Raw genomic sequence first — 22840 nt, 5'->3', positions numbered from 1 at the left:
CGCCAACGGGAACGCGCATGAAATACCTCCTGTGGCTGCTCAAGGCAGCCATTTTTTTTACGCTCTTCGCCTTCGCGCTGAACAACCAGCACGACGCGACCGTCTACTTCTTCTTCGGAACCCACTGGCGCGCGCCGCTGGTGCTCGTCGTGCTCGCGGCCTTTGCCGGCGGGCTCGTGGTCGGCGCGCTGGGCATGCTGCCCGGCTGGTGGAAACACCGCGCCGCCGCGGCCCAGGTGCCTGCGGTTTCCGAAACCCCCTCGCCCGCACCGCTGGCCACTGCGACCGCCTCCGCGGCAACGCCGTCCATCTCCGCCACCGACCTTCCCGCCGTACGTCAACATGGACTTTGATCCCAGCTGGCTGCTGATCGGCCTGCCCGTCGCCTTCGTGCTGGGCTGGCTCGCATCGCGCTTCGACATCCGCCAGCTCAAGCTCGAGAACCGGCAGGCGCCCAAGGCCTACTTTCGCGGCCTGAACTTCCTGCTCAACGAGCAGCAGGACCAGGCCATCGACGCCTTCATCGAGGCCGTGCAGAACGACCCCGACACGCAAGAGCTGCACTTCGCGCTCGGCAACCTGTTCCGCCGCCGCGGCGAGTACCAGCGCGCTGTGCGCGTGCACGAGCACCTGCTGGGTCGCGGCGACCTGAGCCGTGCCGACCGCGAGCGCGCACAGCATGCGCTGGCGCAAGACTTCCTGCGCGCCGGGCTGCTCGACCGCGCCGAAGCGGCGCTGCAGAAGCTCGAAGGTACGCGCTACGAGAACGAGGCCCGCCTCGCGCTGCTGGCGATCTACGAGCGCTCGCGCGAATGGGCGCAGGCCGCCGATGTGGCGCAGAAGCTCGACGAGTCCGACCAGGCCAGCTACAGCACGCGCCGCGCCCACCACCTGTGCGAGCAGGCCAACGAATGCGTCGCGGCCGGCGACCTGCAGGGCGCCAGCGACCTGCTCACGCAGGCCCGCGCCCTGGCGCCGCAGGCACCGCGCCCGGCCATCGACACCGCCACCTTGCAGCTGCGCAACGGCGAAGCCGCCGCGGCCTTCGACACGCTCGAAGGGCTCAGCGACACGGCACCGCTGGCGCTGCCGCTGTATGCCGCGTCGCTGCAGAAGGCCGCCGTGGCCGCGCAGCGCGAAGGCGAGGCGCTCGCGCTGCTGCAGCGGCGCTATGCCGAGTCGCCGTCGATCGACGTGCTCGAGGCGCTGATCGCGCTCGGCGGCACGCCGGCCCGCACGGCATCGGACACGCCCGCCGACGAAGCACCCGCCCCCACGCCGCGCGACAGCTACATCGCCCACCTCGCGCACCAGCCCTCGCTCGTCGCGGCATCGCGCTGGCTGGCCGGCGAGCGTTTCGAGCACGAGCAGTTCCATCCGCAGGTGCAACGCGCGCTCGACCAGGCCACCCGTCCGCTCATGCGCTACCGCTGCGCGGCCTGCGGCTTCGAGGCGCACCAGTACTTCTGGCACTGCCCCGGCTGCCAGGCCTGGGACAGCTACCCGCCGCGGCGCGTGGAAGAACTCTGACCACGGTTCAGAACAATCGTCACACGGGGCCTTGGGCCCCGTTTTCACGTCAACTGGTGCGTTCGCCCTCTCGTTGAGCCGAAGCCGATATTCCTGTCGGCATAGCCATACCAACGATTGAAGAGGGAGTTTTCACCATGTTCAAGAAAGTCATCGCCACGCTCGCCATGTGCTTCGCGGCCGTCTCGTTCGCTGCCGTCGACGCCAACAAGGGCAGCGCCGCCGACCTCGACGGCCTCAAGGGCGTCGGCCCCTCGCTGTCCAAGCGCATCCTCGACGCCCGCAAGGAAGGCGAGTTCAAGGACTGGCCCGACCTCATGCAGCGCGTGAAGGGCGTGAAGGAGAAGAGCGCGGCCAAGCTGTCGGCCGAGGGCCTGACGGTCAACGGCCAGAGCTTCAACGGCGCGGCGGCCCCGGCCAAGGCAAGCAAGGCCGCCAAGGTGGCCGAGGCGAAACCCGCCAAGCAGTGACCTCGCCCTGAACCGAAGAAACCGCCCTCGAGGCGGTTTTTTCATGCCCGCAGCTGGTGCCGCATCGACACCACATGGCAGGGAAATGCCTCAGCGAATGGCCCGGAATTTGCACGTATGCTTTTCTTTCATTCAGCTTTGACTACATTCCGGAGCGCGTCCATGAATCACAAGTTCGGCATTGCCCTGGCGGGCCTCACCCTTGGCGCCGCCGCCTTCGCGCAAACCAAGTGGGACCTGCCCACCGCCTACCCCGCGACCAACTACCACACCGAGAACATCACGCAGTTCGCGAAAGACGTGGACGCGGCCACCGGCGGCAAGCTGAAGATCACGGTGCATGCCAACGCGTCGCTGTTCAAGGCACCCGAGATCAAGCGCGCCGTGCAAAGCGGCCAGGCCCAGGCCGGCGAGATCCTGCTGGCCAACTACGCCAACGAGAACCCGATCTACGCGCTGGACGGCGTGCCCTTCCTGGCCACCACGTATCCCGAAGCCCGCAAGCTCTACGACGCCTCCAAGCCCGCGATGGACAAGCTGCTCGCCGCGCAAGGCATCAAGGTGCTGTTCGTGGTGCCCTGGGCGCCGCAGGGCATCTACACCAAGAAGGAGATCGGCTCGGTGGCCGACCTGCGCGGCATCAAGTGGCGCGCCTACAGCCCGGCCACGGCCAAGATCGCTGAACTCATCGGCGCGCAGCCCGTGCAGATCCAGCAGGCCGAACTCAGCGCCGCCATGGCCACCGGCGTGATCGAGAGCTACATGAGCTCCGGCTCCACCGGCTACGACACCAAGACCTTCGAGCACATCAAGAACTTCTACGACACGCAGGCCTGGATTCCGAAGAACGCAATCCTCGTGAACGCCAAGGCCTTCGATGCACTCGACGCCGCCGGCAAGGCCGCCGTGACCAAGGCCGCAGCCGACGCCGAGGCACGTGGCTGGAAGGTCGCGCAGGAGAAGAACGACGAATACAAGCGCCTCCTGGCCGAGCGCGGCATGAAGATCCACAAGCCCTCGCCCAAGCTGGACACCGACATGCGCCAGGTCGGCGGCATCATGCAGGCCGACTGGCTCAAGGCCGCCGGTGCCGATGGCGCCGCCATCGTCGACGCCTACAAGAAGAAGTAAGCCGTGAGGCGATTCCTCGACCGCCTGTACAACGGTGCCGGCGCGCTCGGTGCGTTCTGCGTCTTCCTGATCTTCGTGCTGATGATCGTGGCCGGCGTGGGCCGGCAGATGAACTGGCACGTGAGCGGGCTCAACGACGCGGTGGCCTGGCTGTGCGCGGCGGCGGCCTTCTTCGCGATGGCGCATGCGTTCCGGCACGGCGACTTCGTGCGCGTCACGCTGCTGCTCGATGCCGTGCCGCCGAAGGTGCGCCGCGTGCTCGACGTGGCCTGCCTGCTGATCGCCGCCGTCTCCGTCGCCTACCTGACCTACTGGGCCACCAGCTTCACCTACGAGAGCTACGAGTTCAAGGAGATGGCCACGGGCCTGCTCGTGATCCCGATCTGGATTCCGCAGTCGAGCTTCGTGATCGGCTGCTGGCTGCTCTTGATCGCCATGGTCGATGAACTCGTCGGCGTGGTGCGCGGCGAGAAGCCCAGCTACCAGCGCGCCGTCGAAGAGCGCCATGCTGCGGGCGACTTCTCTTCCGACGTCTGAACGACAACAACAAAAGACACCGATGCTCGAAACCCTTCTGACGGGCGCGCTGCTGCTCGGCATCATGCTTCTCTTGCTCGCCGGCGGCGTGTGGATCGCCATGACCCTGGCCATCGTCGGCTGGGTCGGCCAGGCCTTCTTCACCAACACCCTGCCCGGCAAGAATCTGTTCTCGGCCTTCTGGGAAAGCAATGCGAGCTGGGAGCTGGCGGCGCTGCCGCTGTTCATCTGGATGGGCGAGATCCTGTTCCGCACCAAGCTCAGCGAAGAGATGTTCGAAGGCTTGAGGCCGTGGCTCAACCGCGTGCCCGGCCGGCTCATGCACACCACCATCCTCGGCTGCGGCGTGTTCGGCTCGGTCTCGGGCTCCTCGGCCGCGACCTGCGCCACCATCGCCAAGGTGGCGCTGCCCGAGCTCAAGCGCCGCGGCTACAACGAGAAGCTGGCCATCGGCTCGCTGGCCACCGCCGGCACGCTGGGCATCCTGATCCCGCCGTCGATCACCATGGTGGTGTACGCGGTGGCGGCCGACGCCTCGATCATCCGCATCTTCCTGGCCGGCTTCCTGCCGGGCTTCCTGCTGATGCTGCTGTTCTCGGGCTACATCGGCTGGTGGAGCCTGCGCCACCCCGACCAGGTGCCGCCGGCCGATCCGCCGACCACCTTCAGGGAAAAGATCCGGCTCTCAGGCAACCTCATTCCCTGCGCGCTGCTGATCGTGTTCATCGTCTGGGTGCTGGTCGCCGGCTGGGCCACGGCCACCGAGTGCGCGGCCTTCGGGGTGCTGGGCTCACTGGCCATCGCGGCCTACGGCAAGAGCCTGACCTGGCAGAACTTCAAGGACGGGATCATGGGCGCCACGCGCACCAGCTGCATGATCATGTTCATCCTGGCCGGCGCCGCCTTCCTGACCAAGACCATGGCCTTCACCGGCATCCCGCGCGAGCTGGCCGAGTGGGTCGACAGCATGCATCTGTCGCCCTATGCGCTCATCGGCGCGCTGGTGGTGGTCTACCTGGTGCTGGGCACGGCGCTGGACGGCATCTCGATGATCGTGCTGACCAGCGCGGTGGTGCTGCCGATGATCCAGAAGGCGGGCTTCGACCTCGTGTGGTTCGGCATCTTCGTGGTGCTGCTGGTCGAGATCGCGGAGGTCACGCCGCCGGTGGGCTTCAACCTGTTCGTGCTGCAGAACATGACCGGAAAAGACAGCAACGTGATCGCCAAGGCAGCGATTCCGTTCTTCTTCTGCCTCGTGCTGTGCATCGCGCTGATCACGCTGTTCCCGGGTATCGTCACGATCCTGCCCGACCTGGTGATGGGCAAGGAGAAATGACAGTGCGACGACGACAAGGGAACGGATGCCTCCTCTGCTGCCGGTTCTAGCGATCTGCGTGGGCGCCTCGTGCGGCGCCCTCGCCCGCTGGGGCCTGGGCCTGTGGCTCAACACCGGCGGCCCCGTGCCCTACGGCACGCTGGCCGCCAACCTCGTCGGCGGCTACCTCGTCGGCGTGGCGGTGGCCGTCTTCCAGGCGCTGCCGCAGCTCGACCCGGTGTGGCGGCTGCTGCTCATCACCGGCTTCCTCGGCGGGCTCACGACCTTCTCGAGCTTCTCGGCCGAAGTGGTCGCACTGCTGCTCGGCGGACGGCCGCTGCTGGCGCTGGGCACCGGCCTGCTGCACCTGTGCGGCTCGCTGGTGCTGACCTGGCTGGGCATTCGCAGCGTGCAACTCGTGCTGGCTTCGTGACAGCGAAAAAACTGCCCGTGCTCCTGCGGTTATAGACAGGGGCTCTCCAGAGGGTCGGTCGATAGAATCGACCCCCGATGCCCCTCGCCCTTCTCGTCGCACTCCCCTTTCTTGCCAGCGTGCTGGCCGCGTTGATGCCGTCCAACGCGCGCAACCGGGAGTCGACCCTTGCAGGGCTCGTCGCATTGGGCTGCGCGATCCAGGTCGCATGGCTCTTTCCGCAGATCGCGCACGGCAACGTGCTGCGCCAGGAGATCGAGTGGCTGCCGGCCCTCGGCCTGAATCTCGTGTTCCGCCTCGACGGCTTCGCGTGGCTGTTCTGCATGCTGGTGCTGGGCATCGGCGCGCTGGTGGTGCTCTATGCGCGCTACTACATGTCGGCCTCCGACCCGGTGCCGCGCTTCTTCTCGTTCTTCCTCGCGTTCATGGGCGCGATGATGGGCGTGGTGCTCTCGGGCAACCTCATTCAGATGGTGCTGTTCTGGGAACTCACCAGCCTGTTCTCCTTCCTGCTCATCGGCTATTGGCACCACCGGCGCGACGCGCGGCGCGGTGCGCGCATGGCGCTCACCGTCACCGGCGCGGGCGGGCTGTGCCTCTTGGCCGGCGTGCTCGTGCTGGGCCGCATCGTCGGCAGCTACGAGCTCGACATCGTGCTGGCCTCGGGCGACATCATCCGCGCGCACGCGCTGTACCCGGTGGCGCTGGTGCTGATCCTGCTCGGCGCGTTCACCAAGAGCGCTCAGTTCCCGTTCCACTTCTGGCTGCCGCGCGCCATGGCCGCGCCCACGCCGGTGTCGGCCTACCTGCACTCGGCCACCATGGTGAAGCTGGGCGTGTTCCTGATGGCGCGCCTGTGGCCCGTGCTCTCGGGCACCGAGCAGTGGTTCTGGATGGTCGGCGGCGCGGGTGCCATCACGCTGCTGCTGGGCGGCTTCGCGGCCATGTTCCAGCGCGACCTGAAGGCGCTGCTGGCCTACTCGACCATCTCGCACCTGGGCCTCATCACGCTGCTGCTGGGCCTGAACAGCCCGCTGGCGGCCGTCGCGGCGGTGTTCCATGTGATGAACCACGCGACCTTCAAGGCCTCGCTGTTCATGGCGGCCGGCATCATCGACCACGAGACCGGTACGCGCGACATCCGCAAGCTCAGCGGCCTGATGCGCCTCATGCCCATCACGGGCACGCTGGCCATCATCGCCAGCGCCTCGATGGCCGGCGTGCCGCTGCTCAACGGCTTCCTCTCGAAGGAAATGTTCTTCGCCGAGACGGTCTTCATCCAGGCCACGCCCTGGATCGACTTCAGCCTGCCGGTCATCGCCACGCTCGCGGGCATCTTCAGCGTGGCGTATTCGGCGCGCTTCGTGTTCGACGTGTTCTTCGGCCCGCCCTGTGGCCCCGACGTGCCCAAGCCCCCGCACGAGCCGCCGCACTGGATGCGCGTGCCGGTCGAGCTGCTGGTGCTGGTGTGCCTGGTGGTGGGCGTGGCGCCGGCCTGGTCGGTCGGCCCGATGCTCGCGGCGGCGGCCACGCCGGTGGTCGGCGGCACGCTGCCCGTCTACAGCCTGGCCGTGTGGCACGGCTTCAACCTGCCGCTGATGATGAGCTTCGTCGCGCTCGCGGGCGGCGCCGTGCTCTACCTGCTGCTGCGCCGTCCGCTGGGCAGCGGGCGCCTGGAGCACACCCCGCTGCTGCACCGCTTCGACGGGCAGCTCATCTTCGAACACCTGATCGCGCTGCTGAGCGAAGCCGGCCGGCGCAGCCGCCGCCTCTTCGGCACGCGCCGCCTGCAATGGCAGCTGCTGTGGCTGGTGGTGGTGGCCGTGGCCGGCGCCGCAGCCTCGTTGTGGACCACGCCGGCCGAGCGCGGCACGCGCGAGCTGCTGCCGTTCTCGCCGATGTTCGCGATGACCTGGCTCATCGGCTGCACCTGCGCCGTGGCCGCCGCCTGGCAGGCCAAGTTCCACCGGCTCGCCGCGCTGATGCTGGCCGCGGGCGCCGGGCTGGTCTCGTGCGTCACCTACATCTGGTTCTCGGCCCCCGACCTGGCGCTCACGCAGCTGGTGGTCGAGGCCGTGACCACCGTGCTCATCCTGCTGGGCCTGCGCTGGCTGCCGATGCGCAGCAAGGACGTGGTGCAGCCCGCGCGCATGCGACTGCGGCCCTGGGGTCGGCGCGGGCGCGACCTGTTGGTGGCCACCATCGCCGGCTGCGGCATGGCGGCGCTGGCCTGGGCGATGATGACGCGCACCTTCCCGCAGAGCATCTCGCCCTTCTTCCTCGAACGCGCGCTCACCGAAGGCGGCGGCACCAACGTGGTCAACGTGATGCTGGTCGACTTCCGCGGCTTCGACACCTTCGGCGAGATCACGGTGCTGGGCATCGTGGCGCTCACCGTGTATGCGCTGCTGCGGCGCTTCCGCCCGGCCATCGAATCGATGGCGTTGCCGATCCAGCAACGGCTGCAGGTCGACGACGGCAGCAGCGACCTGCTGAATCCGCGCCGCGCCACCGACTCCGCCATCGGCTACCTGATGGTGCCGGCCGTGCTGGTGCGCCTCGTGCTGCCGGTGGCCGTGCTGGTGTCGGTGTACTTCTTCATGCGCGGCCACAACGCGCCCGGCGGCGGCTTCGTCGCGGGGCTGGTGATGTCGGTGGCACTGGTGCTGCAGTTCATCGTCTCGGGCACCGAGTGGGTGGAAGAACACCTGCGCATCTACCCGCGCCGCTGGATCGCCATCGGCCTGCTGTTCGCGCTGGCCACCGGCGGCGGCGCGATCGTGTTCGGCTACCCGTTCCTCACCACGCACACCGCGCACGTGCACGTGCCACTGCTGGGCGACATGCACGTGCCCAGTGCCCTCTTCTTCGACATCGGCGTGTTCGCGCTGGTGCTCGGCGCCACCATGCTGATCCTGACCGCGCTGGCTCACCAGTCCATCCGAAGCCACCGCTGGGCCGACGAACAAGAAGAGAAAGAAGCGCAAGCCCGCGCCGCCGCCGAAGCCGAAGAAGCGGCTGCTGCCACCGGAGGGGCCCGCTGATGGAAATCGTGCTGGCCATCGCCATCGGCGTGCTCACCGGCTCGGGCGTGTACCTGCTGCTGCGCCCACGGACCTTCCAGGTCATCATGGGCCTGACGCTCATCTCGTACGCGGTCAACCTGTTCATCTTCAGCATGGGCCGCCTCAAGGTCGACAGCGAGCCGGTGCTGGTCGAAGGCTTCAAGGCCACGCTGGCCAACACGGCCGACCCGATGCCGCAGGCTCTCGTGCTCACGGCCATCGTGATCGGCTTCGCGATGACGGCGCTGTTCCTCGTCGTGATGCTCGCCTCGCGTGGCCTGTCGGGCACCGACCACGTGGACGGTGAAGAGCGGGAGGCCGTGGAATGAACGACGTGCTTCATCTGCTCGACCGCTTCCTCGAGTTCAGCATGCCGCACCTGGTGGCGGTACCCATCCTCGTGCCCATGCTCACGGCGGCGCTGATGCTGCTGATGAACGAGAACCACCGGCGCACCAAGTCGTTCCTCAGCGTGGTCTCGGGCCTGGTCGGCCTGCTGGCCGCGCTCGCGCTGCTGCGCTGGGTGAACGCGGCCGACACCGGCGGCGGCCCGGGCTCCATCGGCGTGTACCTGCCGGGCAACTGGCGCGCGCCCTTCGGCATCACGCTGGTGGCCGACCGGCTCTCGACCATGATGGTCGCGCTCACGGGCGTGGTGGCCTTCGCGGCCTCGATCTATTCCACCTCGCGCTGGGACCGCGCGGGCGTGCACTTTCATCCGCTGCTGCAGCTGCAGCTCATGGGCCTGAACGGCGCCTTCCTCACGGGCGACCTGTTCAACCTGTTCGTGTTCTTCGAGGTGATGCTCGCCGCCTCGTACGGCCTGCTGCTGCACGGCTCGGGCCGGCTGCGCGTGCGCGCCGGGCTGCACTACATCGCGATCAACCTCGCAGCCTCGTCGCTGTTCCTGATCGGTGCGGCCATCCTGTACGGCGTGACCGGCACGCTCAACATGGCCGACCTGGGCGCGCGCATCGCCGAGCTGGCGCCGGGCGACCGCGGCCTGGTGCACGCGGCCGCGGCCATCCTGGCCACCGCGTTCTTCGCCAAGGCGGGCGCGTGGCCGCTGAATTTCTGGCTGGTGCCGGCCTACAGCGCGGCCGTGTCGCCGGTGGGCGCGGTGTTTGCGCTGCTCACCAAGCTCGGCGTGTACACCGTGCTGCGCCTGTGGACCGTGCTGTTCGCGCCCGACACCGGCGCCTCGGCCGCCTTCGGGCAGGCCGCGCTGGTGGGCGTGGGGCTGGCGACGCTGTTCGTGGGCGCCATCGGCATCGTCGGCACGCAGCGGCTGTCGAACCTCGCGGGCTTCAGCGTGCTGGTGTCGGCGGGCACGCTGCTGGCCGCCGTCGGGCTGGGCGACCCCGCCGTGTGGGCGGGCGCGCTGTACTACATGCTGAGCTCCACGCTCGCGGTGGCGGCCTTCTTCCTGCTGATCGACATGATCGAGCGCTGGCGCAACGCGGGCATGAGCGTCGCGCCGCACGAGGCGGCGGGCAACGCGCCCTTCCTGGCCGAAGACCTGCGCGCGCTCGACGACGTGAACCTCGACGACGATGCCCAGGCGCTCTACGGCCGCGCCATTCCGGCGGGCGTGGCCTTCCTGGGCCTGAGCTTCATGCTGTGCACGCTGCTGCTGGCGGGCCTGCCGCCGCTGTCGGGCTTTGTCGGCAAGTTCGCGATGCTCTCGGGCCTGCTCGACGGCAGGGCCGTCACCACCGCCGGCTGGACCTTCCTCGGCCTGCTGATCGTTGCGGGCTTTCTCTCGCTGATCGCCCTGAGCCGCACCGGCATCCGCCACTTCTGGACCCAGCACCACCCCACCATGCCCTCGCTGCCCGCGCTCGAGGTGCTGCCGGTGGCCGCCCTGCTCGCAGCCTGCGTCGCGCTGACGGTCTGGGCCGAGCCCGTGATGCAGCACGCACAGGCCACCGCCGGCGGCCTGCGCACGCCCACTGCGTACCGCGAGGCCGTGCTCGGTGCCAAGCAGAAGCCCAACCCGGTGCCCGCGAAGAAAGAGGAGGCCAAGCCATGAAGCGCTTGATGCCTTCCCCGCCGCTGTCGTTCGCGCTGTTCGTCATCTGGCTGCTGCTCAACCAATCGCTCGAAGCGGCCACGCTGCTGTCGGCCGCGCTGCTCGCCATCGCCGTGCCGCTGATCACCAAGGGCCTGCGCCCCGCCACCGTGCGCATGCGCCGGCCCGGCGTGGCGCTGCGGCTGTCGTTCCTCGTCACCTTCGACATGCTGAAGTCGGCGTACGACGTGGCGCGGCTGCTGCTCACGCGCCGCACCGCCGACATCTCGGCGCGCTTCGTGCAGATTCCGCTGGACATGCGCGACCCCAACGGCCTCGCCGTGCTCGCGATGATCATGTGCCTCACGCCCGGCACGGCCTGGGGCGAGGTGTCGTTCGACCGCACCACGCTGCTGATCCACGTGTTCGACCTCGAGGACGAGGCGGCCTTCATCGCCCTGATCAAGACCCGCTATGAACGTCCGCTGATGGAGATTTTCGAATCATGACGCCTGTTCTCTTCTGGGCCCTGAAGGCCGCGCTCTTCCTGCTGGCCGTGGCGATGCTGTGCGCGCTCTTTCGCCTGCTGGCCGGCCCGTCCGCGCAGGACCGCGTGATGGCGCTCGACTGCCTCTACATCAACGGCATGCTGATGATGCTGGTGCTTGGCATCAACTACGCGAGCAGCGTGTACTTCGAGGCGGCGATGCTGGTGGCGCTGTTCGGCTTCGTGGGGTCGACCTCGATCGCCAAGTTCTTGCTGCGCGGGGAGGTCATCGAATGAGCGCCACTGCACTTCCTCTTTGGGCCGAGATCATCACCGCCGTGTTCGCGGTGCTCGGCGCGGCCTTCGCGGCCATCGGCTCCTTCGGCCTGGTGCGCATGCCCACGTTTTTCCGGCGCATCCATGCGCCCACGCTGGGCGCCACGGTGGGCGCCTGGTGCCTGACGGTGGCCACCATCGCCTACTTCTCGGTGCAGGGCTTCAGCCTGTTCCTGCACGCGGTGCTGATCGTGCTGTTCATCGTGCTGACGGCGCCGATCACCACCATCTTCCTGATGCGTGCCGCCCTCTTCCGCGAACGGCAGAAGGGCAACACGAAGGTGCCGCCTTCCTCCGAGTCGCGCTGAAGCGGCTCCCTCCTTCTCCTTGCCTCAGTTGGGCGCCATGCGCACGCCCTTGTCGAGGAACTCGTTGGTGAAGAGCGTCGCGGGGTCGTAGGCCTTGTCGATGCCGATCAGCGAAGACACGAGCTCGTAGTCGGCCTTCACACGCGCACCGTCGAAGGCACCGAGCGCCACCTTGTTGGTGGTGTCGTCGCGCATCAGCTGCTTGATGCGATTCCACTGGTCGCGCTGGTTGTCGGGCGTGAGGCCGCTCACGCTGGCCTGCAGCGCCTGCAGGCAGGGCTCGAAGCTCTTCACGCAGGCGTCGTAGGCACGCTGCGTCACGGCCACGAACTTCTTCACCTGGCCGGGGTTCTTCGCGAGGTACGGGCCGTTCACGATCAGCGAGTTGCCGTACACGTTCACACCCGCGTCGCGCCACGGCTGGAAGCCCAGGTCGGCGCCGAACTCGCGCGCCTTCAGGTCGTGCTCGTTGTAGAAGTCGCTGATGATGTCGACCGACTTGCTCTTCAGCGCCGCCACCTTGGCCTGCGGGCTCACGTTGACGAAGGTCACGCTGGCCGGGTCGAGCCCCACCTTCTTGGCGAAGGCCGGCCACATGAGGCGCGCGGCGTCGCCCGGCGGGTTGCCGATCTTGCGGCCCGCGAAATCTTTCGGCCCGTTGATGCCCGACGACTTGAGCCAGTAGAAGCCCTGCGGGCTGTTGGCGTAGATGACCATCACGGCCTTCACGTCGGCGCCCTTGCCCTTGGCCTGGATCGTGGTGGGCAGGTCGGAAATCCCCAGGTCGCTACCGCCGGTGCCCACGCGCTGCGCCGACACGGCCGAGCCCTTGCCGGCCTCGATGTTCAGGTCGATGCCCGCCTCGGTGTACCAGCCCTTGGCCTTCGCGAAATAGATCGGCGCATGATCGGCCGTGGGTGTCCAGTTGAGCATCAGGCTCATGGCATCGGCCGCGAACGCGGCGGGGGCCGAGGCCATGAGCAAGGCGGTGGCGCCGGCGGCCGACAACAGCTTTTTCATGCGGAACACTCCAAAAGAAGGTAAAAACAGGTCCTGAAATTCATATTACCAACTGTTTGGTTGACAGGCAATCCAGATCATCCAGACTGCGTTGCCCCTGCCGGGAGAATCAAAAACACCATGACCGCCACCAAGCCCGCCCGCACCGCCGTCGCCACGAAACGCGAGCGCGACCCCGTCGCCGCCAAGCAGGCGCTCATATCTGCCGCAGTGGCCGAGTTCGCCACCAAGGGCTTCGCGGGCGCGCGCGTCGACGAGATCGCCGCCAACGCCGGCGTCAACAAGCAGCTCGTGTACCACTACTTCGACAGCAAGCAGGGGCTGTACCTGGTCGCGCTCGAATCGGTCTATGCCGAGATCCGCGAGAAGGAACAGAAGCTCACGCTCGACGCGCTGGAGCCGCTCGAGGCCATGAAGCAGCTGGTGGCCTTCTCGTTCGACTACCTGGCCGAGCACCCCGAGTTCATCGCGCTGCTGGCCGACGAGAACCGCAACCACGGCGCGCACCTGCGCGAGTCGGAGCGGCTGCAGAAGATGCACTCGCCCTTCATCGAGATGCTCGAAGCCACGCTCGAGCGCGGCGTGGCGGCCGGTGTGTTCCGGCCCGACTTCGATGCGATCAACCTCTACATCTCGATCGCCGGCATCTCGTATTTCTTCTTCTCCAACAACCACACGCTGTCGGCCATCTTCGGCAAACCGCTGGACGCGCGCGGCGCGCTGCTGCAGCGCCGGCGGCACGTGATCGAGTTCGCGCTCAACGCCTTGCGGCCTGACAAAGCCGCCGCATGAAAATTATCAACTAGTTGGTTGACTCGGGTCCTAGCGACTCCTATGATTCGCCGCATTGCTTCTTCCCTGACCCAGGAACAGACATGACGGCACCCGACGGCGCGCTGGCGCCCCTCGCTTCCACGCCCTTGTCGGGCGAGCGCCCCGAATGGCAGCGCTGGGCCCTCGTGGTCGCGGTGCACCTGGCGGGCATCGCGCTGTGGGAGCTCGCGGTGCGGGTCTTCGCGATCCAGCCCTTCATCCTGCCGGCGCCCTCGAAGGTGCTGGCCACGCTGGCCAACCCGAACTACAGCTGGCTCAAGAACACCGGCGTCACTGCGCTCGAAGTGTTCGGCGGCTACGCACTGGGGCTGGTGCTCGGCATTCTTTGCGCGCTGCTCTTCATCACCAGCAAGCGGCTGATGCTGCTGGTGTTCCCGCTGCTGGTCACGCTCAACATGATTCCGAAGGTGGCGATGGGGCCGCTGGTGATCGTGTGGTTCAGCTACGGCATCGGGCCGAACATCCTCATCACGTTCAGCCTGTGCTTCTTCCCCATCCTGCTGACCACCATCCGCGGCCTGAACGAGACCGAGCCCGAGCTGCTCGACCTCGTTCGCGCGCTCAAGGGTTCGCGCTGGCAGCTGTTTCGCTACATCCAGCTGCCGGGCTCGCTGCCGTACGTGTTCTCGGGCATGAAGGTCGCCACCATCCTCGCCGTGGCGGGCGCGGTGGTGGGCGAGTTCATCGCCTCGGAACGCGGCCTGGGCTATCTGATGATCCAGGTCCAGGCCTCGCTGGACACGCCCGCGGTCTTCATGGCCGTGCTGCTCATCACGGGCCTGGGCGTGCTGCTCTATCTGCTGGTGCTTCTGCTGGAGCGCCTCTTCATCACCCAGGACGCAAGAATCCAATGACCTCCACGCCTGTCCTCGACGACCTGCCCTTTCCCGAGCGCTTCGAGAGCGAAGCCGCGCTTGAAGACTACCTGGCCACGCCCTCGCGCGACCTCGTGCGCGACATGGCCTGCCTCGATGGCGACCTGATGATCCTCGGCGTGGGCGGCAAGATGGGCCCCACGCTGGCCCGCCTCGCGAAGAACGCCATGCCCGGTCGCCGCGTGATCGCCGTCGCCCGCTTCAGCGAAGCCGGCGTGCGCGAGGCACTCGAAGCGCACGGCATCGAGACCATCGCCTGCGACCTGCTCGACCGCGCCGCCATCGCCGCGCTGCCGCCGTGCGCCAACGTGGTCTTCATGGCCGGGCGCAAGTTCGGCGCCGACGCCGACAACCCGCTGACCTGGGCCATGAACGCGCACGTGCCGGCGCTGGTGGCCGAGCACTTCCACGCCTCGCGCATCGTCGCCTTCTCGACCGCCTGCGTGTACCCCTTCGTGCCCGTGACCAGCCAGGGTGCGAGCGAGAGCGACGCGCCCAATCCGCCCGGCGAATACGCCAACTCGTGCGTGGGCCGCGAGCGCATGTTCGAGTACTTCTCGCAGCGCCACGGCACGCCGGGGCGCCTGTTCCGCCTGAGCTACGCCATCGACCTGCGCTACGGCGTGCTGGCCGACGTGGCGCTCAAGGTGTGGCGCGGCGAACCGGTCGACGTGACCATGGGCCACGTCAACGTGATCTGGCAGGGCGACGCGAACGCGCAGGCGCTGCGCTGCCTCGCGGCGGCCACCGTGCCGACCTCGCCGCTCAACGTGAGCGGGCCAGAGACCACGTCGATCCGCTGGCTCGCGGAAGAGTTCGCGCGCCAGTTCGGCAAGCCCGTGACGATCGCCGGTCAAGAAGCACCCACCGCGTGGCTCATGAACACCGGCGAGGCCGAGCGCCTCTTCGGTTACCCGCGCGTACCGCTGGCCCAGCAGATCCGATGGGTTGCTGACTGGATCTCACGCGAGCAACGCCAGTACGGCAAGCCCACCAAGTTCGAATCGCGCGACGGCAAGTACTGAGCCCATGACCATGCCCGCCGTCGAAGCCCTCACGTCGATCACGCCCGGCATCGCCCCGATGCTCGACGCGCTGGTCGCCGCGAGCGGCTGGAACCAGACCGCGCACGACTGGCGGCTGTTCGAGCGGCTCGGCACGGTGCATGGCGTGCGCGATGGCGAGGGCCAGCTCGTCGCCAGCGGCGCGGTGCTGCCGATGGAAGGCGTGGCCTGGATCAGCATGATCCTCGTGATGCCTGCCGCGCGGGGGCAAGGCCTGGGCCGCGCGGTGTTCGCGCGCTGCCTCGAGCAAGTGAAGGCTGCCAGCCTCGTCGCCATGCTCGACGCCACGCCGCAGGGCGAGCCGCTCTATGCGAGCTTCGGCTTCACGCCACTGTGGCGCCTTACGCGCTGGCAGCGCGAGGCCGCACCCGCCACGGCATCGCTCGCCACTGACAAGCCGGCACTCGACAGCCTCGCCGCACTCGACGCACAGGCGCTGGGCTTCGCGCGCCCCGCCGTGCTCGCCGACCTGCTCGGGCGCGACGACAGCCGCTGCGTGCGTAACGGCCTGGGCTTCGGTCTCGTGCGCGCGGGCCGCACCGCACACCACATCGGGCCGCTGCTGTCGTCCGACGAAGCCGTCGCCGCCGCGCTGCTGACACAGACGGCACGCGGCCTCGACGGCCGCATCTACGTCGACGTGCCCGACGACCGCAAGACCATGACCGCCGCGCTACGCGCCACCGGCTTCACACCGCAGCGCAGCTTCGCACGCATGGCGCTGGCCACGCGCGAGGGCACGCAGCCGCCCACCGGACACCCCGCCTTCATTCACGCCATCGCCGGCCCCGAGTTCGCCTGAGGACCTTCGCCCATGCCACTGAACCGCTCCGACCTTCCCGCCGACGTGCTTGCGCTGCTGTCGCAAGGCACCGTCATCCCGGCGCACCCGCTCGCGCTCGACGCCAACCGCCAGTTCGACCGCCAGCGCCAGCGCGCGCTCACGCGCTACTACGTCGATGCCGGCGTGGGCGGCCTTGCGGTGGGCGTGCACACCACGCAGTTCGCGATCCGTGAGCGCGGCCTGTACGCCACCGTGCTCGAGGCTGCGATGCAGGACCGCCTGGCCTGGAACGACCGCCCGATGGCGATGATCGCCGGGCTGTGCGGCCCGACCGCGCAGGCGCAGGCCGAGGCGCGCACCGCCGTCTCGCTTGGCTACCACGCAGGGCTGCTGAGCCTCGCAGCGCTGGCCGGTTCGTCGGAAGACGCGCTCATCGCCCATTGCGAGGCGGTGGCGCAGGAGATTCCGCTGATCGGCTTCTACCTGCAGACGGTGGTCGGCGGCCCGATCCTGTCGAGCGACTTCTGGCGCCGCTTCGCGCTCATTCCCAACGCGCTCGCCATCAAGGTCGCGCCCTTCAACCGCTACCGCAGCATCGACGTGGTGCGCGGGCTGGTCGATGCGCGCGCCGAGGAGCGCGTGTTCCTCTACACCGGCAACGACGACCACATCGTGCTCGACCTGGCGCTGCCCTTTGCCGCGATGCGCGACGGCGCGCCCGTGCAGGTGCGCTTTCGCGGCGGCCTGCTGGGCCACTGGTCGGTGTGGACGTCGAGCGCGGTGCACCAGCTGCAGCAGATCAAGGCCGAGCTGGCCGCCAGCGGCGGCGCGTTGAGCCCCGCCCTGCTCGCGCTCGACTCGCGCGTGACCGACTGCAACGCCGCCTTCTTCGACGTGGCGAACAACTTCCACGGCTGCATCGCGGGCTGCCACGAGGTGTTGCGGCGCCAGGGCCTGCTCGAAGGCATCTGGTGCCTCGATCCCGAAGAAGGCCTGGGCCAGGGCCAATCGGCGGAGATCGACCGCGTCTACCGCCAGCACGGCGACCTGGCCGACGACGCCTTCGTGCGCGACAACCTGGCACGGTGGCTGGCATGAGCGCCGTACTCGCGCCCGCGCAGGAGGCGCCGCTGATCCGCATGCGGCAGCTGCGCAAGGTCTACCGCAAGCGCAACGAAGAATTCCTCGCCGTCTCCGACGTCACGATGGACGTGCATGCGGGCGACATGATCTCGCTGGTCGGTCCCTCGGGCTGCGGCAAGTCGACGCTGCTGAAGATTCTGTCGGGCCTGCACGGCCACGACGGCGGCACGCTCGAGATCGGCGGCCCCGGTGGCACAGGCTTCAACCCGGGCCGCGACGTCGGCATGGTGTTCCAGCAGCCGCTGCTGCTGAAGTGGCGCACCATCCTGGAGAACGTGCTGCTGCCCGCCGACATCCTCGGGCTGGACCGCAAGGCCGCCAATGCACGCGCGCACGAACTGCTCGACATGGTCGGCCTCACGGGTTTCGCCGACAAGCTGCCCTACGAACTCTCAGGCGGCATGCAGCAGCGCGCGGCCATCGCGCGTGCGCTCATCCACGACCCGAAGCTGGTGCTCATGGACGAGCCTTTCGGCGCGCTCGATGCGCTTACGCGCGAGAAGATGAACCTGGAGATGCTGCGCATCTGGGAGCGCAGCCGCAAGACCTTCATCGTGGTCACACACAGCATCCAGGAGGCGGTGTTCCTGGGCTCGCACTGCGCGGTGCTCACGGCCGGGCCGGCGCGCATGGCCGACTTCTTTCGCATCAATCTGCCCGAGCCGCGCAAGCTGCACGTGAAGACCAGTCCGGAGTTCGGCGAGTACGTGCGCCGCATCTACGACCTGCTGGGCGTGGACTGAGCCCCGCGCAGCAGTTCGGTTCGGCTCAGCTGGGTTGCAGCTGCTGGATTTCCTTGGCGCGCGCCACTTCCACTTCGCGCGGCAAGGTCACCGCGTTCTTCACCGCCAGAATTTCCGCCATCACGCTCACCGCGATCTCGGGCGGCGTCTTGCTGCCGATGAAGATGCCGATGGGCCCGCGCAGGCGCGCGAGCGACTCGGCCGTCTGGTCGAAGTGCTCGATCATGCGGTCGCGCCGCGCGTCGGCGTTGCGGCGCGAACCGATGGCGCCCACGTAGAAGGCCTCGCTCTGCAACGCCTCGAGCAGCGCGAGGTCGTCCAGCTTGGGGTCGTGCGTGAGCGCGACCACGCAGCTGCGGCGGTCGGGCTTGAAGGCCAGCACGGCGTCGTCGGGCATCTCGGTGGTGATCGTCACGCCGGACAGCGTCCACGCGGTGCGGTACTCGGCGCGCGGGTCGCACAGCGTCACGGCGAAGCCGCTGAACTTGGCCATGGTCGCCAGGTACTCGGCGAGCTGGCCGGCGCCGATCAGCAGCATGCGGTACTCGGGGCCGAAGGTGTTGGTGAGCTCGGTGTCGTTCACCGTGAGCTCGTCGGGCGCGGTCGCCTCGGCCAGCTGCACCGCGCCGGTGGCCAGCGTCACCGTGCGGCGCATGAGCTTGCCGCGCTCGAGTTCGGCGACCAGCGTGTCGAGCGCGTCGGCGTCGGGCGCGTATTCGAGCAGCAGTTCGAGCGTGCCGCCGCAGGGCAGCCCGAAGCGGTGCGCCTCGTCGGCCGTGATGCCGTACTTGACCAGCGCGGGCGGCGCGCCCAGCGGCACGTCTTCGCCCTTGCCGTGGGCATGGCTGTAGCGCGCGATCAGGTCGTCCTCGATGCAGCCGCCCGAGACCGAGCCGACCACGGCGCCGTCCTCGGCCAGCGCCATGATCGAGCCCACGGGCCGCGGCGACGAGCCCCAGGTGCGCACCACGGTGGTCAGCAGCGCGCGCTTGCCGGCACGCCGCCAGTCGCGCAGCGTGCGCAGCACCATGACGTCGAGGTTTTCCATGGCAGGACCTTGTGCGTCAGGCGGCGTCGCCCGGGGTGGCGGCGTCTTCGCCGTCCTTCTTGCCGAAGCCCATCTTCTTCATGAGGCCCGACATCACGCCGGCCTTCTCGGCGGGCGCCTCGGCCGCTGCTTCCGCGGGCGGTGCGGGCGGCGGGCCGTAGCGGCTTTGCATCTCGGCCTCGAAGCGCTTGAAGAAATCGTCGGCGGTGGACTTGGCAGCGCCGTCGATCAGGCGCTGGCCGAGCTGGGCGATCTTGCCGCCGACCTGGGCCTGCACGGTGTAATCGAGTTCGCAGCCGGCAGGAGTCGGAGCCACGGGGGCGGCTTCGGCAGCAGGTGCGCCCTCTGCGGTGGGTGCGCTGTCGGCCACGGCCACCGGCTTGAGCGACACGCTCGACGAGCCCTTGGCAAACCCCGCCACGCCGCCCTGCCCCTCGAAAGTGAGCTTGTAGCCGTCGGGCGCGACGATGTCCGACAGCATCACCTTGCCGCTGAACTTGGCCGACACCGGGCCGATCTTCACGGCCAGCGCCACGCTGTAGGTGTTGTCGCCCGTGAGCTCGAACTTGTCGCAGCCGGGGATGCACTTCTTGAGCGTCTCGGGATCGTTGAGCGCGTCCCAGGCCTGTTGTTGGGTGACGCCGAGGCGGCGGTTTCCGAGCATTTCCATGGTGGGTTTCCTTTGTTCCTTCCTGAGTCCAGTCCTAGCGACTGGCGCGCATCAGCGCGGCCAGGCTGGCGGCCAGCTGTTCGAGTGCATTCAGATTGTGGACCGCCAGCATCGCGTCCGCATGGCGGTGCAGCACGGCAGCCCCACGCGCCAGAGGGGCGTAGCCCTCGAAGCGCAGCAGCGGGTTGAGCCACAGCAGCCGACGCGAATGGCGCTGGAGCCACTGCAGTTCGGTCTCGAGCTGCGCGGGCTCGCCCGTGTCGAGGCCGTCGCTGATTACCAGCACCAGCGTGCGGCGGCCGATGAGCCGGCGCGCGTGCGACTGGCGCAGCTCGGCCAGCGAGCCGCCCAGCCGCGTGCCGCCCGCGAAGTCGTCGATGGCCAGGCTCGCGGCGCCCAGCATGGCGTCGGTGTCGGCCAGCCGGAAGGCGGGCGTGAGGTCGGTCAGCCGCGTGCCGAAAGCGAACACGTCGCGCCGCCCGGCCCGTCGCGTGGCGGCATGCAGAAAGGCCAGCAGCAGGCGCGCGTAACGCTCCATCGAGCCCGACACATCGACCAGCACCAGCAGCGGCAGAGGCTGCTCGCGCCGCGCCAGCCGGGGCAGGCGCAGGATCTCGCCGCCGGTGCGGGCCGCCTCGTGCAGCACGCCGGGCCAGTGCATGCGGGCGTGCGCACGGCCGGCGTCGCCCGCCGGACGCAGGCGACGCGCGGGCAGTTCGGGCACCGGCAAGCGGATGTCGCGCGCCAGTCGCTCGACCAGCCGGTACTCGGCCGCGCCGAGCGCATTGAAGTCCGCATGCTGCAGCCGCTGGCGGTCGCTGGCCGTCATGGCGGCGTCGAACTTGATTTCCTCGTCGGGCTTGGTCGGTGCCGCGGGCTTCACGGCGTCGCGCGGCGGGCTCAGCGCCTCGCGCACGCGCGGCCGACGCTTGGAGGGCTCGGCCTTGCCCTCGGCGCTGGGCAGCATCTGGGCGAGCAGCTTGTTGGCGAACTCGGGATCGCGGAACCAGGCATCGAAGAGTTCACGGAACACCAGCCGGTCCTGCTCGCGGCTGACCATCACGGCTTCCATGGCGGCGCCCAGGTCGAGCTTGTCTTCGACGCCGACCAACGTGGCCGCCTCGGTGGCGAGCGCGATGCGCATGGCGTCGGTGCGCACGCCGGCGCGGCGCAGTGCGCGGCCGAAGGCGGCGATGTTGCCCGCCAGCTTGCCGCTGCGCACGTCGCCGAGTTGCTGGATGCCGGCCATGTAGATGCCTCGGCCGCGCTCAGCTCGCGAGCGGTTCCTCGGGTCTCAGCAGGTCGGAGGCCAGCTCGTGCGTCAGCGCCGCCACGTCGTCGCGCTGCTTGAAGAGGATGCCGGCGGTGTCGACGACCACCTCGGGGTCGAGTTCGACGGTGTCGAGCGCGATGAGCGCCCGCGCCCACTCCACGCTTTCGGCGATGCCGGGCGCGCGCTGGAAGGCGTTGACGAACGGCGCCGAGCGCAGCCGCGCGACAAAGGCCGCCACCTGCGCCGACAGCACCTCGCCGGCCTGCGGCACCTGCGCGCGCACGATGGCGAGTTCGCGCTCGCGCTCGGGGTAGTCGAGCCAGTGGTAGAGGCAGCGCCGCTTCACGGCGTCGTTGAGTTCGCGCGTGCGGTTGCTGGTGAGCAAGGTGACCGGCGGCACCACGGCGCGCACGGTGCCCAGCTCGGGAATGCTGACCTGGTACTCGCCCAGGTACTCGAGCAGGAAGGCTTCGAAGGGCTCGTCGGCGCGGTCGACCTCGTCGATCAACAGCACCGAGCCGGGCGCCGGCGTCTGCAGTGCCTGCAGCAGCGGGCGGCGGATCAGGTAGTGCGGCTGGTAGACCTCGGCCTCGACGTCGCGCGCCGCCCCGGTGGCCTCGGCCGCGCGCATGTGCAGCAGCTGCGCGGCATAGTTCCATTCATAGAGCGCCTCGCGCTGCTCCATGCCGTCGTAGCACTGCAGGCGCAGCAGCTCGCGGTTCAGGGCCGTCGACAGTGCCTTGGCCAGCTCGGTCTTGCCGACACCGGGTTCGCCTTCGAGCAGCAGCGGGCGCTGCAGCTTGAGGGCGAGGAACACCGCGGTGGCCAGGCGACGGTCGGCAAAGTAGCCGGCCTGCATCAAACCGTCGGAAAGGGCGTCGATGGTCGGAAAAGTCATGGCGAAGCGTAGCGGAAGACGCGAGGGTCTCGCGCCTTCCGGTGGGCGGCGGCGCTGGGCTGCTTCAGCCGAGTGCTCTGGTCACGGCGCGCTGCGTCAGCACGCTGATCAGGTTCGCGCGGTAGGCGGCCGAGGCGTGCAGGTCGCTGTTGAGGTCGCTCGCGTCGATCTTCACGGCAGCAGCAGCCGCTGCGGTGAAGCTCTTGTTGAGCGCGTCCTCGAGCCCGGCATGGCGGAACACGCCGTTGCCCGCGCCGGTGACGGCCACGCGCACGCCGCTGTCGTACTGCGCCAGGAAGATGCCGACCAGCGGGAAGTTCGAGGCCTTCTGGCGCAGCTTCTCGTACACCGCGCGCTTCGGAATCGGGAAGCGGATCGCGACGATCAGCTCGTCTTCTTCGAGCGCCGTGGTGAACAGGCCCTGGAAGAAGTCGTCGGCCGCGATTTCGCGCTTCGAGGTAACGATGGTCGCGCCCGAGGCCAGCACCGCGCTCGGGTAGCACGCCGCCGGGTCGTTGTTGGCCACCGAGCCGCCGACGGTGCCCATCGCGCGCACCTGCCGGTCGCCGATGCGCGACGCGAGATCGGCCAGCGCGGGGTACGCGGCCTTCACGTCGGCGTTGTTCGCCACGTCGAGGTGGCGCGACATGGCGCCGAGCGTGATCGCGCCGCCGTCCTTCTTGATGCCGGTCAGTTCCTTGATGCCGCCGAGGTCGACGAGCTGCTCGGGCGCCGACAGCCGCAGCTTCATCGAGGCCAGCAGGGTCTGTCCGCCGGCCAGTGGCTTGCCGCCCGCGGCGATGAGCCGGGCCGCGTCCGCCACGCTGGCGGGCCGTTCGAGTGTGAAGGCATACATGGGGTGATT

The 22840-nt window shown here is 68.7% G+C and carries 25 protein-coding genes; 19 read left to right on the top strand and 6 right to left on the bottom strand.

Annotation, left to right across the window (positions count from 1 at the left end):
• The first annotated feature begins 17 nt into the window (after positions 1 to 17).
• From AC07OX_RS09495 to mnhG, 13 genes are all read left to right on the top strand, one after another.
• On the top strand, positions 18 to 353 hold the full coding sequence (locus tag AC07OX_RS09495; protein WP_495260522.1) for a LapA family protein: 336 nt from the start codon (positions 18 to 20) through the stop codon (positions 351 to 353).
• On the top strand, positions 343 to 1530 hold the full coding sequence (gene lapB / locus AC07OX_RS09490; protein ID WP_495260523.1) for a lipopolysaccharide assembly protein LapB: 1188 nt from the start codon (positions 343 to 345) through the stop codon (positions 1528 to 1530). The genes AC07OX_RS09495 and lapB overlap by 11 nt, the downstream gene beginning before the upstream one ends.
• Positions 1531 to 1667: 137 nt before the next feature.
• The gene (locus AC07OX_RS09485; protein WP_062468671.1) at positions 1668 to 2000 is read left to right on the top strand and encodes a ComEA family DNA-binding protein; all 333 of its coding nucleotides are present in this window, start codon (positions 1668 to 1670) and stop codon (positions 1998 to 2000) included.
• Between the two features lie 162 nt (positions 2001 to 2162).
• The gene (locus tag AC07OX_RS09480; RefSeq protein ID WP_062468673.1) at positions 2163 to 3131 is read left to right on the top strand and encodes a TRAP transporter substrate-binding protein; all 969 of its coding nucleotides are present in this window, start codon (positions 2163 to 2165) and stop codon (positions 3129 to 3131) included.
• A 3-nt stretch (positions 3132 to 3134) separates the two neighbouring features.
• Positions 3135 to 3668 (top strand): TRAP transporter small permease, encoded by a 534-nt coding sequence (locus tag AC07OX_RS09475; RefSeq protein WP_095744336.1) that lies wholly within the window; start codon positions 3135 to 3137, stop codon positions 3666 to 3668.
• 22 nt (positions 3669 to 3690) lie between these two features.
• Positions 3691 to 5004, top strand: coding sequence for a TRAP transporter large permease (locus AC07OX_RS09470; RefSeq protein WP_495260524.1), 1314 nt, complete (start codon positions 3691 to 3693; stop codon positions 5002 to 5004).
• A gap of 25 nt (positions 5005 to 5029) precedes the next feature.
• Positions 5030 to 5416 carry a fluoride efflux transporter CrcB gene (gene crcB / locus AC07OX_RS09465; protein WP_062468679.1) on the top strand — a complete coding sequence of 129 codons (387 nt, stop codon included), beginning with the start codon at positions 5030 to 5032 and terminating at the stop codon, positions 5414 to 5416.
• Positions 5417 to 5493: 77 nt separating this feature from the next.
• Positions 5494 to 8460 (top strand): monovalent cation/H+ antiporter subunit A, encoded by a 2967-nt coding sequence (locus AC07OX_RS09460; RefSeq protein WP_495260525.1) that lies wholly within the window; start codon positions 5494 to 5496, stop codon positions 8458 to 8460.
• Complete coding sequence (locus AC07OX_RS09455; protein ID WP_056582686.1) at positions 8460 to 8810, top strand: Na+/H+ antiporter subunit C; 351 nt, start codon at positions 8460 to 8462, stop codon at positions 8808 to 8810. The genes AC07OX_RS09460 and AC07OX_RS09455 overlap by 1 nt, the downstream gene beginning before the upstream one ends.
• Entirely contained in the window at positions 8807 to 10513 is a 1707-nt protein-coding gene (locus AC07OX_RS09450) for a monovalent cation/H+ antiporter subunit D (protein WP_159277842.1), read from the top strand. Before AC07OX_RS09455 ends, AC07OX_RS09450 begins: the two co-directional genes overlap by 4 nt.
• Positions 10510 to 11001 (top strand): Na+/H+ antiporter subunit E, encoded by a 492-nt coding sequence (locus AC07OX_RS09445; RefSeq protein WP_062468688.1) that lies wholly within the window; start codon positions 10510 to 10512, stop codon positions 10999 to 11001. The genes AC07OX_RS09450 and AC07OX_RS09445 overlap by 4 nt, the downstream gene beginning before the upstream one ends.
• Positions 10998 to 11276 carry a K+/H+ antiporter subunit F gene (locus AC07OX_RS09440; RefSeq protein WP_062468691.1) on the top strand — a complete coding sequence of 93 codons (279 nt, stop codon included), beginning with the start codon at positions 10998 to 11000 and terminating at the stop codon, positions 11274 to 11276. Before AC07OX_RS09445 ends, AC07OX_RS09440 begins: the two co-directional genes overlap by 4 nt.
• Entirely contained in the window at positions 11273 to 11623 is a 351-nt protein-coding gene (gene mnhG, locus AC07OX_RS09435; protein ID WP_062468694.1) for a monovalent cation/H(+) antiporter subunit G, read from the top strand. Before AC07OX_RS09440 ends, mnhG begins: the two co-directional genes overlap by 4 nt.
• A 24-nt stretch (positions 11624 to 11647) precedes the next feature.
• Here the strand turns inward: mnhG and AC07OX_RS09430 are convergent, their stop codons facing one another.
• Positions 11648 to 12643, bottom strand: a complete 996-nt coding sequence (locus AC07OX_RS09430; RefSeq protein ID WP_495260526.1) for an ABC transporter substrate-binding protein — start codon at positions 12641 to 12643, stop codon at positions 11648 to 11650.
• Between the two features lie 120 nt (positions 12644 to 12763).
• Between AC07OX_RS09430 and AC07OX_RS09425 the strand changes: the two genes are divergently transcribed.
• The 6 genes from AC07OX_RS09425 to AC07OX_RS09400 all read left to right on the top strand — a co-directional run bounded on the left by AC07OX_RS09425 (position 12764) and on the right by AC07OX_RS09400 (position 18086).
• Positions 12764 to 13435 (top strand): TetR family transcriptional regulator, encoded by a 672-nt coding sequence (locus AC07OX_RS09425; RefSeq protein ID WP_095946876.1) that lies wholly within the window; start codon positions 12764 to 12766, stop codon positions 13433 to 13435.
• A gap of 83 nt (positions 13436 to 13518) precedes the next feature.
• Entirely contained in the window at positions 13519 to 14331 is an 813-nt protein-coding gene (locus AC07OX_RS09420) for an ABC transporter permease (RefSeq protein WP_095946875.1), read from the top strand.
• Positions 14328 to 15377, top strand: a complete 1050-nt coding sequence (locus AC07OX_RS09415; RefSeq protein ID WP_495260527.1) for an NAD-dependent epimerase/dehydratase family protein — start codon at positions 14328 to 14330, stop codon at positions 15375 to 15377. The genes AC07OX_RS09420 and AC07OX_RS09415 overlap by 4 nt, the downstream gene beginning before the upstream one ends.
• Before the next feature lie 4 nt (positions 15378 to 15381).
• Positions 15382 to 16218 carry a GNAT family N-acetyltransferase gene (locus AC07OX_RS09410; protein ID WP_495260528.1) on the top strand — a complete coding sequence of 279 codons (837 nt, stop codon included), beginning with the start codon at positions 15382 to 15384 and terminating at the stop codon, positions 16216 to 16218.
• Positions 16219 to 16230: 12 nt separating this feature from the next.
• A complete protein-coding gene (locus tag AC07OX_RS09405) occupies positions 16231 to 17298 on the top strand; it encodes a dihydrodipicolinate synthase family protein (RefSeq protein ID WP_495260529.1) in 1068 nt (355 codons plus the stop codon).
• Positions 17295 to 18086 carry an ABC transporter ATP-binding protein gene (locus tag AC07OX_RS09400; protein WP_495260530.1) on the top strand — a complete coding sequence of 264 codons (792 nt, stop codon included), beginning with the start codon at positions 17295 to 17297 and terminating at the stop codon, positions 18084 to 18086. The genes AC07OX_RS09405 and AC07OX_RS09400 overlap by 4 nt, the downstream gene beginning before the upstream one ends.
• A 25-nt stretch (positions 18087 to 18111) precedes the next feature.
• Here AC07OX_RS09400 and AC07OX_RS09395 read toward each other — a convergent pair whose 3' ends face one another.
• The 5 genes from AC07OX_RS09395 to AC07OX_RS09375 form a co-directional block, all read right to left on the bottom strand.
• Positions 18112 to 19134: an XdhC family protein gene (locus tag AC07OX_RS09395; protein WP_495260531.1), complete on the bottom strand. Its 1023-nt coding sequence runs from the start codon at positions 19132 to 19134 to the stop codon at positions 18112 to 18114.
• A 16-nt stretch (positions 19135 to 19150) separates the two neighbouring features.
• The gene (locus tag AC07OX_RS09390) at positions 19151 to 19804 is read right to left on the bottom strand and encodes an SRPBCC family protein (RefSeq protein ID WP_369644191.1); all 654 of its coding nucleotides are present in this window, start codon (positions 19802 to 19804) and stop codon (positions 19151 to 19153) included.
• 34 nt (positions 19805 to 19838) lie between these two features.
• Positions 19839 to 21053: a vWA domain-containing protein gene (locus tag AC07OX_RS09385; protein ID WP_495260532.1), complete on the bottom strand. Its 1215-nt coding sequence runs from the start codon at positions 21051 to 21053 to the stop codon at positions 19839 to 19841.
• A gap of 19 nt (positions 21054 to 21072) precedes the next feature.
• On the bottom strand, positions 21073 to 21975 hold the full coding sequence (locus tag AC07OX_RS09380; RefSeq protein WP_495260533.1) for an AAA family ATPase: 903 nt from the start codon (positions 21973 to 21975) through the stop codon (positions 21073 to 21075).
• A 64-nt stretch (positions 21976 to 22039) separates the two neighbouring features.
• Complete coding sequence (locus tag AC07OX_RS09375; RefSeq protein ID WP_495260534.1) at positions 22040 to 22831, bottom strand: FAD binding domain-containing protein; 792 nt, start codon at positions 22829 to 22831, stop codon at positions 22040 to 22042.
• Between the last annotated feature and the right edge of the window lie 9 nt (positions 22832 to 22840).

The organism is Variovorax sp. GW821-FHT09D07, from assembly GCF_059416345.1.
Note: the sequence above shows the minus strand (reverse complement) of the source record. Positions and strands in the feature narration are given on the sequence as shown.